The sequence below is a fragment of the Streptomyces sp. NPDC005574 genome (assembly GCF_040605435.1).
GTDB lineage: Bacteria > Actinomycetota > Actinomycetes > Streptomycetales > Streptomycetaceae > Streptomyces.
Genome location: NZ_JBEXCW010000056.1, coordinates 17,587 through 32,724 on the forward strand (window position 1 = coordinate 17,587; position 15,138 = coordinate 32,724).

General features: G+C 72.2%; 9 protein-coding genes. 3 read left to right on the plus strand and 6 right to left on the minus strand.

The window, feature by feature from the left end:
* Positions 1–35 precede the first annotated feature (35 nt).
* Genes ABZT03_RS28760 through ABZT03_RS28770 form a run of 3 tightly spaced genes read left to right on the plus strand, consistent with a single transcriptional unit; the run spans position 36 to position 3,324 of the window.
* Positions 36–854, plus strand: coding sequence for a vWA domain-containing protein (locus tag ABZT03_RS28760; RefSeq protein WP_356044502.1), 819 nt, complete (start codon positions 36–38; stop codon positions 852–854).
* Positions 851–1,636 carry a hypothetical protein gene (locus ABZT03_RS28765; RefSeq protein ID WP_356044504.1) on the plus strand — a complete coding sequence of 262 codons (786 nt, stop codon included), beginning with the start codon at positions 851–853 and terminating at the stop codon, positions 1,634–1,636. The genes ABZT03_RS28760 and ABZT03_RS28765 overlap by 4 nt, the downstream gene beginning before the upstream one ends.
* Positions 1,633–3,324: a hypothetical protein gene (locus ABZT03_RS28770; RefSeq protein WP_356044506.1), complete on the plus strand. Its 1,692-nt coding sequence runs from the start codon at positions 1,633–1,635 to the stop codon at positions 3,322–3,324. The genes ABZT03_RS28765 and ABZT03_RS28770 overlap by 4 nt, the downstream gene beginning before the upstream one ends.
* A 97-nt stretch (positions 3,325–3,421) precedes the next feature.
* Here ABZT03_RS28770 and ABZT03_RS28775 read toward each other — a convergent pair whose 3' ends face one another.
* The 6 genes from ABZT03_RS28775 to ABZT03_RS28800 form a co-directional block, all read right to left on the minus strand.
* Positions 3,422–7,906: an ATP-binding protein gene (locus tag ABZT03_RS28775; RefSeq protein ID WP_356044508.1), complete on the minus strand. Its 4,485-nt coding sequence runs from the start codon at positions 7,904–7,906 to the stop codon at positions 3,422–3,424.
* Between the two features lies 1 nt (position 7,907).
* Positions 7,908–9,005: an effector-associated domain EAD1-containing protein gene (locus ABZT03_RS28780; protein WP_356044511.1), complete on the minus strand. Its 1,098-nt coding sequence runs from the start codon at positions 9,003–9,005 to the stop codon at positions 7,908–7,910.
* Between the two features lie 7 nt (positions 9,006–9,012).
* Positions 9,013–10,062 (minus strand): trypsin-like peptidase domain-containing protein, encoded by a 1,050-nt coding sequence (locus ABZT03_RS28785; RefSeq protein ID WP_356044513.1) that lies wholly within the window; start codon positions 10,060–10,062, stop codon positions 9,013–9,015.
* 78 nt (positions 10,063–10,140) lie between these two features.
* Positions 10,141–11,463, minus strand: a complete 1,323-nt coding sequence (locus tag ABZT03_RS28790; RefSeq protein ID WP_356044515.1) for an alpha/beta hydrolase — start codon at positions 11,461–11,463, stop codon at positions 10,141–10,143.
* 373 nt (positions 11,464–11,836) lie between these two features.
* A complete protein-coding gene (locus tag ABZT03_RS28795; protein WP_356044517.1) occupies positions 11,837–13,360 on the minus strand; it encodes an aldehyde dehydrogenase family protein in 1,524 nt (507 codons plus the stop codon).
* 278 nt (positions 13,361–13,638) lie between these two features.
* Positions 13,639–14,916: a GAF domain-containing protein gene (locus ABZT03_RS28800; protein ID WP_356044519.1), complete on the minus strand. Its 1,278-nt coding sequence runs from the start codon at positions 14,914–14,916 to the stop codon at positions 13,639–13,641.
* Between the last annotated feature and the right edge of the window lie 222 nt (positions 14,917–15,138).

The window sequence follows — 15,138 nt, forward strand, 5'->3', positions numbered from 1 at the left end:
GCAGCCAACCATCCTGAGTAGAAGGGACTCCCGCCGTGTACGAGGCAGAGATCAGCCGGGCCAATCCGGCCTGCATCGTGTTCCTGATCGACCAGTCCAGTTCCATGCGCGCGACCATGCCCAGCACCACCCAGTCGAAGCAGATGGCCGTGGCCGACGCCATCAACAGCATGCTCCGCGAGCTGATCATCCGGTGCGGCCGGGGCATCGACGAGATCTGGGACTTCTTCCACGTCTCCGTCATCGGCTACGGCGCCGCGGTCGGGCCCGCGCTCGGTGGCCCGCTCGCCGGTCAGGACCTGGTGGCCGCCAGCGCCCTCGCCCAGGGCAGGATCCGGACCGAGCGGCTGACCCATACCGATGTCCTCCCGGACGGCACGAGCACCACCCATGTGGCGGAGATGCCGATCTGGCTGGAGGCCGCGGCTTCGGGAGGGACCCCGATGTGCGAGGCCCTGCGGTACGCCCACCGGGTCCTGGACGGCTGGGTGACCGAGCACCCCGGCAGCTTTCCCCCCATCATCCTCAACCTCACCGACGGGGAGTCGACGGACGGTGACCCCGTCGGACCCGCCCAGCAGTTGCGCTCCATCGGCACGATGGACGGCAGTGCCCTGCTGTTCAACCTGCACATCGCGTCCGACCTGGCGAAGCCGACGCGCTACCCGAGCACCGCCGGAGGGCTGCCGCCGGCGGGTGCCAAGCTGTTCTCCATCTCCGACGTTCTGCCGCCCGACATGCGGGACACGGCCGTGGACCTCGGCATCCCGGTGGAGCCGGGAGCGCGCGGCTTCGTGTTCAACGCGAGCATGCAGTCGGTCATGCTCTTCCTGGACGTCGGCACACCCGCATGATCGCGGGCCAGATCCTCATGCAGGCGCCGAAGTCGGACCTCAGCGCCACCCGGATCGAGGACGCGGCATGCTCCGTGCTGCCCGCGGCGAACTTCAAGGGAGAGGCCCGGCTGATCGTGGCCGACGGCAGCAGCGGCTCGGCCGGAAGCGGCTGGTGGGCGAGCCAACTGGCCCGGGACCTGTGCGCCGCGCCCGGCCGGGCGTTCCGCGACAGCCAGGCATTCATGCACGTCACCATGGACGCGGGCCTTCGCTGGCCCGACCAGCGCAGGACCCTGCTCGACATGACCGCCTCGTCCGGTCCCATGGCGTGGCTGGCCCAGCACCGGATCAGCAACTCCCCGGCCGCGACGCTCCTCGGCCTTCAACTCCTCCCCGAGCCGGCCGAGCACGAGCCGCCCGATTGCCTCGGGGGAAGCGGGTGGCGGGTGGTCTGCGTCGGCGACTCATGCATGTTCCAGGTTCGCGCCGGGTGCGTGGTGGCGTCGGTGGCCGTCATGACACGCGTGCCGGAGGTGATCCGGGCAGGCGGTGCCCAGTCCTCTACCAACCCCCGCTTCGTGGAGGGGCATTGGTGCTCGGAGGACGTGTTCTACCTGATGACGGACGCGCTGGCCGTCTGGTGGATGCGTCATGCCGACGGCGGTGGCCGGCCCTGGGAGGTGCTGGACGCGGTGTGTGCCACCCAGGTCGACTTCGTCACCTGGGTGCGGGACCAACGGGTGAGGCGTGCCCTGAAGGACGACGACATCACCCTGCTCAGAGCGGAGTGCGGGACGTGAGGACGCCCTCTGGATCATGGCCCACGCTGGTCGATTTCCAGTCGGCAGTGGCCCGGCTGGAGCAGTGCGGCGAGGAGCCACGCCTGAAGCGGTGCCGGCCCCGGCTGGACGCCGACGGCCAACCGGGTGCCGACTGCGGCAGTTTCGGGGCGGTGTACCGCCTGGAGGACCCGCAGGACGGCCGGCTCTGGGCGTTGAAGTGCTTCACCCGCGACGAGCCGCACCGCAAGGACCGCTACCGCGAGATCGCGAACTGCCTGCGCGGCGCCCGCGGTTCGTGGCGGACCGAGGTGCACTATCTGCACAACGGGCTGTGGGTGCAAGCGCGTTGGTGGCCCGTGGTCCTGATGGAGTGGGCGCCCGGCAAGCGGCTCACCGAATGGGTGGACCAACTCCTCGACCAGCGGCGGCGGGACACGGCCGACGAACTGCGGCGGCTGGCATACCGGTTCGCCAGCGCCGTCTACCAGATGCACAGGTCCGGCATCAGCCACGGAGACCTGCAGAGCGGCAACATTCTGGTGACCGCCGAGACGGAGGTGCGGTTCGTCGACTACGACGCCATGACCGTGCCCACGTGGTCGCTGCCGCCCCGGCGTGAGGACGGCCACCCCGACTTCCGTCTGCCGCGCGAGGGAGAACGCGGCCCGGACGGCGCGACCCAGATCCGCCACACCGAGGTCGCCGTCGGTACCGTCTTCACGCCCAGCACGGCGAACGGGATCCCGATCCAGGAGCCGGACGCCCTCGTGGCGATGCACCGCGACCGATTCCCCTCGCACGTCATTTACAGCACGCTGGTGATGCTCAGCCACGATCTCTCGCTGTGGAAGACCCTGCATCAGCCGGGATCCGACCATCTCCTGCTCTCCCGGAAGGATTTCCGCGACCCCGCGCAGTCCGCCGCCTGGCGGACCCTGCTGAACCACAACGTGGACGAGGTGCGGGGCATGGCGCGGCGACTGCTCGCGCTGCTCCAATGCCCCGTCGACCTGCAACCGGACCTCGAACCGCAGCCGGAGGTCGCCTCGCAGGCGGATGTACTGAGGCCCATGGCCTACCGGCCCACGACGGGCCCACGGCCCGCCACGCGTCCGTTTCTGGACCTCGGCATCTTCCCGGCCCCCGACGAGCCACAGGACCCGAGGCCCGTCCCCGCCGCGAAACCGACCGTCGCCCCGACCGCGAAACCCGGGCCGGTCCCGGCTGCGAAACCCGGGCCTGTCCCGGCTGCGAAACCCGGACCCGTTCCGACCGCGAAACCCGGACCCGTCCGTGCCCAAGGGGCGCCGGTCGGCCCCAAGGCCGAACCCCGGCCGGTCCGTGGCCCGGGGGCCCCGGTCGGCTCCGCCGCGGACGCGACGCAAGTCCGGGCAGCCCGCGTACGGCCGGCACCGGAGCCCGCGAAGCCCGAGCAGCCACAACCGCCGCGCCCCGCATGGCTCGCCCCGCCCTTCTCCACTCCCGTCACGTCCGTGCCCGCACCTGAGCAGCGACGCTCCCCCGGGCTCGCTCCCGCCGCCCACCGGTCTGACCTCCACCCCACCGACCTGTTCGCCGACTGCTTGCCCCTCCTGCCACAGGCACCGTCGTCCCGGCTCGTCACCGGTGCCAGGATCACGCTGGCGCTGTTGGGTGTTCTGCTCGTCGCGCTCGTCGCCGTCCTCCTGTTCGTCCTCGTGCGGTGACGCCTCCCGCGTGGGAGGCGCGGGGACGGCGTCACCGCCGCCGGTGCGAGGAGGTCCGGTGCCGCGCCGGTCCGGGCGCGGTCGACGGCCCGGGGTCTCAGGTGTCGAGCCACTCCTCGGCGGCGACCACGAGCGCGGTGGCGGACAGCCCCCCCGCCTGGGCGAGGATCGTGTACAACCCCGGGCCGTCCACGACGACCCCCGCCGTGGACGTGCCCGGAGTCCCCGGCACGGGGCGCAGCGTCGGCCGTGCCGCCACTTCACCGGTCTCCGCGCGCAGCACCCGGCAGGTGACAGCGGTGTGGTGGGCGCCGGTGATGGTCAACGACCACTCCACTCCGGGCAGGATCTGTGACGGCGAGCTGATGCCGAAGGACGCCGCCAGGCCGGCGTCCGGATCGGGCGGCACCCGTCCGGGCGCGCGGCCCCTGACGGGAGAATCGTCGCCGACCTCCGCGGGGGGCGGGTCGGTGCCGTCGGATCCGGCGGTGAGGATCCGCTGGACAAGGTTGATCACGGTCGCGCTGGACGGGAGCGAGCCATGCTGGGCCACGACGTCCAGGCACGTCGCATACTCGGGCGGCGTCGCGGACCACACCGGCACCAGACCGTCGCCCCCTTCGTTCACCGTCCCCGTCCGTCCGTCGCCTTCCCGGACCGGGGCACCGTCCGGATGCAGCCGCGGAACGTGCCGGAACACCTCGGCGACGCCGTCCACGACGGACAGGCTCTGCGCTGTGGGCTGAGACGTGCCGACGACGGCGTGCAGGCGCGGCTGCGGCCCGGCGGCGGTACGGCCGCGGCGGGCGTCCAGAGCGGCCGAGGCGAGCGCGCGATCCCCGCCCAGGGCTGCCACGTCGTCGGCGGTGAGCCGGCGCAGCCCGCCGACGTCGGTGAGCACGCAGGGCGCGTCGGGCAGCAGGTCATAGACGCCCGGCATCGTCCGCAGCGCGGCGCGGGCGGCGTTCACCGCAGTGTGCCGTTCCGAGCGCGGCGGACCGAACAGGGTCACCGCTGCGGGGACGCCTCGGAACGGTGTGCCGACGGCCACGACGTCCCGGGTCGCGCGGGCCAGTTCCGGAAACTGTGCCAGGGCGCTCTGGACGACCAACCCGCCCGTCGAGTGGGCGATCAGCACCAGTTTCGGTGGCTCGGCCGGGTCCTGGTAGGCGGAGGCATGGCGGGCCGGGTGCCGCTTCCACCTGCTCAGATGGTCCAGGGCGGCGTGGGCCAGCAGGCGGGCGCTGCTGTCCGCCGACAGACGCCAGTCGTACGGGAACGGCAGCACCGCGTCGTCGTGCAGCGCCACCGAGCCGACGCCCCTGACGAGTGCGCCGTACGGCGAGAGGCCGCCGAGGAGGGGAAGCCAGACGGGAAGCGACAGCAGTCCGGCGGGCCGCAACCGCCGCGGTGTCCCCAGGCGTTCCTCCTCCGTCACGGACAGCCGTCCCATCGCGCGCTCGATCCCACGAAACGTCCGAGCCCTGTAGAGGTCGAGGCCTCTGGCCCAGAGGGTCGCGCCGCTCTCCCCGTCCACCAGGGTGCTCCCGGCGAACCCGGGGATCACCACGACGGCGTCGCCGGTGTGGGGGCGATCCACTTCGTGGCGGTAGGAGTGGACCAGGGCCCTGTTCCACTCAGCGGTCGCCTTGTCATCCACGCCCAACCGGCTCCCGACCGCCATGCCCCGGCTGACGCTGCTCACGCTCACCGATCCCGGACGGGCGGACGGACCCGTGTCACGCACCGGCGCGACCCGGGCCCCGGATTGCCCCGGGGGCTCGGCGGCGGGCACCGGGCGCGGGGTGTGCACGACCTCCCCGGTGAACGTGCCGAGCAATGCGTCGTCAGGGCCCTCGGCGCCGCCGACACCGAGCGACCCTGCGGTGTACGAGACCAGCTCCGGCAGCTCGTCCCCGATCTCGGCGGCCAGTTCACGAATCAGGACGGGGTGCCGCCGCAGGGACCTCTCGTGGAGGCCCTGCACCTGGAGCACGGTGTCCGCCCGCAACGCGCGCGCCTCCACGCCGTCCGAGGTGCCACGCCGCCGGTGGATCCTGAGCTGGGCCGCGCTCACGGACAGCAGCCGGACCGCCATGCCGGGCCGGCCGCCCACCCGCCGCGCCTGCACCAGCAGGTCCATGGCGACGTCGAAACGGCCGAGGTCCTCGCAGGCGCGCGCCCCCAGCAGCGCCAGCTCCACGAACGCGGTGGGATCACCGGACTCCGCGGCCAGCTCCTGGGCGCGCTCGACGTGTGCGAAGGCCGCCGCTGGACGGCGCAGGGCGAGTCCCGCCCGCATGCTGAGCAGCGTCAGTTCGAGGTTCCGCTCGACCCTGTGCCTCCGCTCGGACAGAAGATTCAGCACCTCGGCAGGCTGATCCGCCGCGAGGTGGGCCCGGCCCAGGCGCAGGACCTGCCGCTCCCAGGTCTCGCCGTCCGCCTTGCGGCGCAGGCCCGCCGTAGCCGAATTGCCGAGCTTCTCGGTGAGATAGACCTGGGCGCGCGCGGGCAGTTCGTCCAGCGCGCCCTCCAGGCGCGGGCCGGCGGCATCCGTCCACCGCTCGTCCAGCGTGCGGGTCGACTGGTTCAGGGCGAGCCGGTGGTAGAGCTCCTCCGCCCTGTTCTCGACCGCGTCGTCGCCCTGCGCGTCGAGCCGGGCGTAGTACCGCACCGCGCTGCGGTGGATCAGGTTCACGACGGACGGGCGGTCGCGGCGCACCAGGGCCAGCATCACGCGGCGGACGTCGCCCCGGTGCACCACGGCGTCCCGGCCGGGTACGGCCTCCACCAGCGTGACCTCGGCCCGCAGGCCGTCGAAGAGCCGCCGCGCGCGGTCCGCGTCGACGAGGCCGAGCTCGCACGGCTCGGCCAGCACATCGCGGATGACGCCGGGGGTGAGGGTGCGCACGACCAGGCCGGGGCTGGCGAGGCTGCGCAGGTCCGGGTCGTCCAGATGGTCCAGGATCCGCCGGTAGAGGAACCCCTGCACGTTCTGGGACCCCAGCTCCAGCAGCAGTTCGCTGCGCAGGCGGGGATCGTCGAGAACCCGGGTCCCCTCCCGCCGTACGAGGGCGGCGGCGAGCTTCAGGTTGAGCGGGCCCGTCCCGACGATGCGGGTGATGGCGTCCAGCTCCCGGCGGCGTGCGGCCGGCAGGGCGCCGTGGGCCCCGTCCGTCAGCTCGCCGTACAGGAAGGACCGGGCTGTGTCGGGGTCGAATCCGTCCAGCCGCAGGCTCCGGAAGGTGGCCGATCCGAACGGTGCCCGGCCTGCCGCGAGGACCCGTAGACCAGGGTGCGCCTGGTGCATGAGGGTGAGGAAGTCCAGGAGGCGCTCCACTGCGACGGGTCCGCTGCGCTGCACCTGCTCGAACGCGTCCAAGGCGAGCACCCAAGGCCGGGCGGTGCCCCCGGTGACGGAGGTGACGAGCGCCGCGAACGCGTCGATCAGCGTCAGTTCGTCGCGCCGGTGGGCGGCCCGCGGGCCGAGGTGTCCCTCCTCGGAACGGGTGAGGCGGTCCGAGGTCAGCGTGTTGGCCAGCTCCCCGACCAGGTCGCGGGCGAGGTGGGCGAACTGCGGCTTGAGCAGCGTGAGTTGGCGCACCGCCTCGGCGACGAGGGTCAGCGGCCGTTCGGCGACGAGGTCATGCCGGTCGAAGGTGAGGTACAGGCAGGGCATCGGGGTCGGTGGCCGTGCCTCGCCAGGAGGCGCGGGGGATCCGGCACGGGGCACGTCCCCGCCTGCGGTGTCGTCCGTGCCGAAGGCGCCGTCGGGCAGGCGGCCGGTCGCGGGACGGGGCCCGGCGAAGGGGACACCGGCCGGTGATGCTTCGCCTTCGCCGACGGCTTCGCCCATGCGGCCGGCCCGGTCACCGGTACGCTCCAGGACGAAGCGGGCGAGGAGCGTGGACTTCCCGACGCCGCCGGGCCCGTGCACGAACACCCGAACGGCGGGGGTGCGTTGCGCTGCCGAGGGCCGGCCACCGTCCGGCGCGTCGTCGAGGCGGTCGCTGAGCCAGGCGAGTTCACGGGCGCGCCCGGCGAACCGGGTGCCGGTGAGGGCGTGCAGCGGCTGGAGCAGGCGGGCGCGTCCCAGGGCGTACTCGATGTCCTCGCGGCGCGGCAGGGCGACGCCGTCCAGGCTCAGCCGCTGCCGTGCGAGGCGAGCGTCCTGGAACCAGCCGACGACGCTCAGGGTGGTGTACAGCTCGTCGAAGCTCTGCCCGGACAGCGGCGGCGCGGTGCCCCGCAGCAGTCGTACGGCCCAGGCGCACGCCGGGTCCTCGCGGCCGCCGGGCGCGGACTCCGCCGCCACGAGCAGCCGGTCGCGGCTCCCGAGACCGTCCAGCGTCCGGGCCCGCGGACCGGGTGCCAGGGACCAGCGCCGTCCCCGGGGCGTCGTGGTGCGCGAGCAGTCCTCCAGCAGGAAGTCCTGGACAGCGGCGTCGCCGTGGGTCTGGGCGGCGTCCTCGACGGGGGCGAGGCACTGGGCGGCGAAGGAGGACAGCAGCGCCGTTCGCTCTCGGAGACCCCGGCGGATCTCGTCGTCGTGCCGGTCCGGGCCGGCCGGTGTGCCCGGCACGTCATCCGCCTCCGCACGCGAACTGATCGCGGGCCCAGGACGCGGCGGCGCGTTGCAGTCCGTCGGTCATCAGCAGCGGCGCGTCGGCGGCGATGTGACCGCCGCCGGCGCGGCTGCTGAGCTCGTTGGCGAGGTGGTCGACCTGGTCCGGGTCGATGGGGCGGCCCGCCTCCTCGGCGACGGCGAGGACGAAGTCGTGCAGGTCCTTGCCGACGAGAGGGCTGAACTCCTCGTGAGAGACGTAGGACTGGACGTCGTCGGGCAGCCAGCCGTCGTAGGCGAGCAGGACGATGCGGAGCCGGTCGGCCATCTCCTCCTCGACGACGGCGGAGACCAGACGCGTCAGGGCCCTTAGAGCGGGCTCGGTGAACCTCACAGACTGCGAGTCGTCGATGACCAGCCAGTGGCCGACCCCCGCGCCGACGGCCCGCTGTTCGCTCATCACGTTCCCGATCTGGTTGACCAGGCTGCGCGCCTGGCTGTCCTCGGACGTGTTGGGGTCCACGGAGAGGTTCCAGCCGAACATCTCCCGCAGCGTGTGCCCGATGTCCGCGACGCGCACCGGGGTGCCGTAGTCGCTCATCCGGATCCGGCGGCGGTTGACGCCGTGGCTGTCCAGCACATGGGCGATCAGGTACCAGCTGTGTGTTCTGCCCGAGCGGCGCCGCCCCTGCACGGCCATGACCCGGTTGCCGTCGCCGTTGATCATGCCGTGCAGGGTGGCGCGGAACGCCACCCGGTCGATGAACGCCCGCTGGCGGTTGTTGACGAGGTGCGTCGAACAGGGGTCCGACTCCGGGGAGGAGGTCTCTTCGGAGAGCAGGTATTCGAATACGGGATGCCCCTTGGTGTTGGGGTCTTTCGCGGCCTTCTCGACCAGAGCCCGCAGCAGACCGGCCGGCGCCGCCTTCTCGAGGGCCTCCGGCCACACGTCCGCCATACCGCTGTGCCAGTTGACGTCAGCCTCCCGAAGTCCGGCGGAGAGAATGAGCTGCCGTGCCCGCTGTGCGGAGCCGTACACGGCGATCAGGGCTCGCAGGAGGGTCCTGGCACGTTCGTCGTCGAGGTTGAACGCGTATTCGTCGATCAGTGCGGACATCCCCGGCTCACACCAGCCGCATCCGGGTCAGTCCCTCGACGACGCGCTCGACCCGCAGCCCCTCGTTGCGGAATTCGGCCGGTCCGTCGGCCGAGCCGATTCTGCGCCAGCGGCGGTGCAGTGCGACCAGCTCCCAGTGCTCGTCGAAGACCGGCGAGCCCGACGAACCCTGCTCGGTGTCGGTCCAGTACTGGATCACGGTGTCGTCGGCGTGCCGTACGACGTTGTGGCGGGCTGCCAGCTTCTTCACGCCGCCGTGAGGGTGCTGGATGATGTAGACCCTGTCGTCCACCGACACCGACACGCTGCCGCCTGGTAAGGACACGCACACGGCGTCCTCGGGCAGGCCCGTCGCGCTGCGCACGACCGCCCAGTCCGGCCCCCGCTCCCCGACGGCCGACGCCGGATCGCAGGGCACCACGTGGTGTTCCCGGATCCGGCCCCGCAGGTCGGTCTCGTAGCCGAACCAGGCCTCCACCGCCCGGGGTTGTGCGTCGTTGTCGTCGAACAGCACGTGATGATTGGTCAGAAGGAGATCGTCCGCGATACGGAACGCTGTGCCGTGATATTGGGCTCCGTCGGCGGCGGTGACCCGCAACCGGCATACGGCGCTGGCCAGTTCGGTGCCGCGGCGCAGGAACGCCACGTCTTGCAGCGTGCTGGTGCGGAAGATCTGCCGCTCTTGTTCGCCGGGGTTCTCGAAGTGCCGGAAGTCCGCCGCGTCCCCCGCGTCCGTCCCCGAGGGGCCGGTGGCCTCGACCACCGGGTGCGCGTCGAGCAGTTCACGCACGCGCTCCGCGACGGCCTGGTCGGGCCCGGCGGTGACAGCGTCCAGCAGCGGGCGGAGGCGCTTCTGGTTGCTCGCCACCTCGATGAGGTCGAACCAGACGCTCATCATCGGCCGTTCCAGGTCGACCCAACCGGTGTCCACACCGGCCTGCTTGGCGAGTTGCTCGGCCCGCGCGGAACGGCTGTACACCGAGGCGAGCAGATCGCGCAGTTCCAGCGCGCCGGGCGCGCTCCACTCGAACGGTACTCGGTCAACGAAATGGGTCATCGTCAGTCGCTCTGTGTCCGTCGGAGGTCATGGGTCAGGGGCTCTTCGGTCATCGGTGGTCGTGGGCGGGTGGCCCGGTCAACTCTGGGGCAGGAAGGACCAGTAGTCGCCGTCCGGGTGCGAGCTGCGAGCGAGCCCGAAGCGCTGGTCGGGGCGGTGCCCGTGCCGCAACAGCCCGTGCAGGTCGGCCAGTACGGTGGCGTGGTTGCCCAGGTAGGAGTGGCCGACGAGGTCGGTCCCGAGTGCGGTCACGTCGACGGTGTCGAGTCCCGGCGCGACGATCACGCCGGGGCCGCCCTGCCCCGCCCGTGGAAAGTCCGAAAGTCTCCGGGCCGCTGCCAGAGCTCGGTCCCGGTCGGAGACGTACAGCGTGCAGGTGCGGGCCTGCCGGACGGTGGCCGGGAGCAACTGGCGGAAGACGTCGGCGTCCACGTCGGGAGCGGCGAACACGACGTGACCCAGCCGCCCGCAGTCCCCGGGCAGCGCGGCGGTGTTCAGCTCTGCCAGGCCGTCGGTGAGGAGCCGGTTGCCCATGCTGTGGGCGATGATGTGCACCTGGCGCACCCCGGTCCGCGTGAGCAGCGCGCGCAGGAAGGTCCCGAAATACGGCACGGCGCGCCGTGCCGCGTCCCCGTCCGCCGGGTAGTCCAGAACGCCGCCCTTCGAGGCCCAGCTGTACAGCAGGACCGGCCCGGTGAAGTTGAGGTCGTAGGCGATCCGCGCGGCACTGCGGGCGGCGTCGGTGAAGGTGACGTTGTAACCGTGCACGAACACGAGCGCTTCGCGGGAGGTGCCGTGGTCGAGCTGTGCGCGCACCGTTCGGGCGAAGGTGTCCTCGTCCGAGGGCCGGGTGGCGGCGAGGAGCACGTCGCGCGCGGGGTCGGGCCTCAGCCGCAGCCGCCACCAGCGCGGTTTGCCCACGGAACCGATCACCCGGTCGTCCGGAACACCGACGGTCACCTGCCCGTAGGCGAGCGCACCGCGCTCCGACCCGTACACGGCCGGGTCGGTGCCGTCGGCCAGCGGCGCCCGGTCGGTGCCGTACAGGACCGGCACGATCAGCGAGCGCTGCACGGGGGTCCAGTAGGCCGGCGCCTCCGCAGGCCCGAACCGCTCCCGCGTGAGGGTCAGCCGGTCGAACTCCTCGCCCAGCCAGGTTCCCAGTGGCGGCCGGGCCTGCAACGCGGCCTCCACGACGCGGGCCGCCCCCTCAAGGGCGTCGAAAGTATCGGGCGTGAGGGCAGGTTGCTCGGCCGCGGCCGCCTCACAGGCCCGGTCGAAGGCCCTTAACCCCGCCAGCACCTCGTCCTCGAGGTCGCAGAGATCCCGACCTACGACATGCCCTTCGACTCGCGGCCACACCGCCGCCACCGCCGGCACCAACGGCCCCCACTGCTCCACAGCCCCTCCCCCCGAAGAGCGCACGGCACCCCATGTCCGGCCCCGCGCCACTCCCGACGCAGCATATGGGGTACACCGCACCGGGAAGGGGCATTCCCACCGTTTGAGCCGGGTGCACGATGTCTCCGGGCCCGCCAACCGCAACCCACCGTCAGGGGTGGCCTGCTCGCCGCGAAAGACCTCGCGACGGCCGTGAGCCGCACGCACATGGAACGGAACGTCGGCCCTGTTCGCGGGCGAGCAGCGGGTGCGGGCCGCCGTGGCGGCGGAAGGCGACGGACCAGGACCCGCGCACCGGGGTGATCGCGGAGCGTGGTTGCCGAGTCGGGTTGCCTGGAGCGCAACGATGCGTCCAGGCAACCGACTTCGGGCTCTAGAAGAAGCCCAGCTTCTTCGGCGAGTACGACACCAGGAGGTTCTTCGTCTGCTGGTAGTGCTCCAGCATCATCTTGTGTGTCTCCCGGCCGATCCCCGACTGCTTGTAGCCGCCGAACGCGGCGTGCGCCGGGTAGGCGTGGTAGCAGTTCGTCCAGACTCGGCCCGCCTGGATCGCGCGGCCCGCCCGGTAGGCGGTGTTCATGTCGCGCGTCCACACGCCCGCCCCGAGGCCGTAGAGCGTGTCGTTCGCGGTTTTGATGGCGTCGTCGAAGTCGTCGAACGACGTCACCGAGACCACCGGGCCGAAGATCTCCTCCTGGAAGATCCGCATCCGGTTGTCGCCCTCGAAGATGGTCGGCTGGACGTAGTAGCCGCCCTTCAACTCGCCGTCGTACTGGATACGTTCACCTCCGGTGAGGACCCTCGCCCCTTCCTGTCGGCCGACGTCCAGATAGGAAAGGATCTTCTCCAACTGGTCATTGGAGGCCTGCGCGCCGATCATGGTGTCCGTGTCGAGCGGGTGCCCGGGCTTGATCAGCTCGGTGCGGGTGACCGCCGCCTCCAGGAACTCGGCGTAGTGGCCCCGCTGGACGAGAGCCCGGGACGGGCAGGTGCACACCTCGCCCTGGTTGAGCGCGAACATCGTGAAGCCTTCGAGCGCCTTGTCGCGGAAGTCGTCGTCCTGCGCCCAGACGTCGTCGAAGAAGATGTTCGGCGACTTGCCGCCGAGCTCCAGCGTGACCGGCTTGATGTTCTCCGAGGCGTACTGCATGATCAGCCGCCCCGTCGTGGTCTCACCCGTGAACGCGACCTTCGCCACCCGAGGGCTGGACGCCAGCGGCTTGCCCGCCTCCACGCCGAAGCCGTTCACGATGTTCACCACGCCGGGCGGCAGCAGGTCGGCGATCAGGCTCATCCAGTAGTGCAGCGAGGCCGGTGTCTGCTCGGCGGGCTTGATCACGACGGCGTTGCCCGCGGCCAGCGCCGGAGCGAGCTTCCAGGTGGCCATCAGGATGGGGAAGTTCCACGGGATGATCTGCGCCACGACACCCAGCGGCTCGTGGAAGTGGTACGCCACCGTGTCGTCGTCGACCTCGCCGAGTGAGCCCTCCTGCGCCCGGATCGCCCCCGCGAAGTAGCGGAAGTGGTCGATCGCGAGCGGGATGTCGGCCGCGAGCGTCTCGCGCACCGGCTTGCCGTTCTCCCAGCTCTCGGCCACCGCCAGCGGTTCGAGATGCGCCTCCATCCGGTCGGCGATCTTGCGCAGGATGTCGGAACGCTCGGTGACCGACGTGCGGCCCCACGCCGGCGCGGCCGCGTGCGCCGCGTCGAGCGCGCGCTCCACGTCCTCCGCCGTGCCACGCGCGACCTCGGTGAACGGCTGCCCGTTCACCGGAGACGGGTTCTCGAAGTACTGCCCCCGGGCCGGCGGTACGTACTCCCCGCCGATGAAGTGGTCGTAGCGCGCCTGGTAGGAGACGATCGCGCCCTCGGTGCCGGGCGCCGCGTAACGGGTCATGCTGGTGGCCTCCCTCAGAAGCGCTGCCCGCCGTTGGGCAGCTCTCGGCGCGAGGCTAGGAACCGGGAGGTTGCAGGGACGTTGCGGGAGCAGGAGCAGGAGCAGGAGCAGGAGCAGGAGCAGGAGCAGGAGCAGGAGCAGGAGCAGGGAGAGCGGAGGGGAGTGGCCGGCCGTCGGTCGGCCACTCGGTCAGCCGGCTGGCCAGTCACCACCACCACTCGCTCAGCCGGTCTGCCGGTCTGCCGATCACGCGCGTGCTCGGCCGGTCCGCCCCTCGGTCAGTGGTTCGCGGCCCCCGGCCGCCGTGCCGGTGCAGTCAACTCGGCTTCCAGCGCGACCAGTCGGGACCGTACCGCAGCCGTCGGACGGACCGTGGCGAGTGCCCGCCACACGTCGATGTCGTCCTCGCCCCAGGCCGTGTGCGCCCAGTCCGCCAGCAGGTCGGGATCGCGGCGGGCGATCAGCGCCGACCGTAGCCCGTCGGCCAGTCGCCGTCTGAGCCGCACCACCCCCGGGGCCTGGGAGGCGGGCAGCAGCGGACCCGGGTAGGCCGCGGCCGCCGCGGTGACCGCCCCGCTCCGCAGCCGTCGCTCGACGGTGTCGACGTCGGACTCGACCGGCACCGTCAGCCGATACGGCCGCGAGGCCAGCATCCCTGCGCCGAGCACCCCGCGCAGGCGGGCCATCTCGACCCGCAGTGTCACCGGCGTCACCGACTCGTCCTCGTACAGCGCGCACAGCAACTCGTCCCCGGTCAGGCCCTCCGGGTGGCGGGCCAGCAGCACCAGGATCTCGCTGTGCCGCCGGCTGAGTCTGACCCCCCGGCCACCGACGGTGAACCGCGCCTCGTCACGGCCCAGCGCGGTCAGCCCCGGACCGTCCGTCGCCTGCCGTACCGGGAGGAGCAGCGCGAGCTGGGACTCGGCGGCCCGCGCCACGGCCTGGACGAATCCCAGGCTGTGCGGATGCGCGAGTCCGTCCCCGCCAGTGACGTCCACGGCACCGAGCACCCGACCCGTCCGCGGATCGTGCACGGGAGCCGCCGCGCAGGTCCAGGGCTGCACGCGCCGGATGAAGTGCTCGGCCGCGAAGACCTGCACCGGCCGGTCGACGGCGACCGCCGTGCCCGGCGCGTTCGTCCCGACGGCGGACTCGGCCCAGCGCGCACCCGGCACGAAGTTCATCCGCCCGGCCTCACGACGGGTCGCCGGATGGCCTTCGACCCACAGCAGCCGGCCGTGTTCGTCGCACACCGCGAGCAGGTGCTCCCCGTCGGCCGCGAACGTGCCCATGAGTTCACGGAACAGCGGCATCACCCGCGCCAGCGGATGCTCGGCCCGGTAGGCGCCGAGGTCGCCGTCGGTGAGTTCCACGTCGGCGGTGCCGTCCGGTCCGACGCCGGCCCGCGCGGACCGCCGCCACGAGTCGGCCACCACCGACCTGACCGGCCGCGGCACGGTGCCCGCGGCGGCGAACGTCTCGTGCGCCCGACGCAGCATCCGAACGCGCTCGGCGGGATCGGCCCCCGGCTCCAGGGCCACCCATGGCTCGGTCACTCGGCCTCCCGACGGCGATACGGTTGGGGACATCGTCACTCCGGGGCGGGACGCCGACAACCTCTGGGACGCCCACCTTCCGAACGGCTGGACTTCGGCGGTGCGAGTAACTGGACTCCGGCCGTCCGAACGGCCGGACATCGGCCGGGCCAATCCCTGGACTTCGGCCGTACGCGCCGTTGGGCCTCGGCCGTGCGAACCGCTGGACTTCCCCCGTCCGAA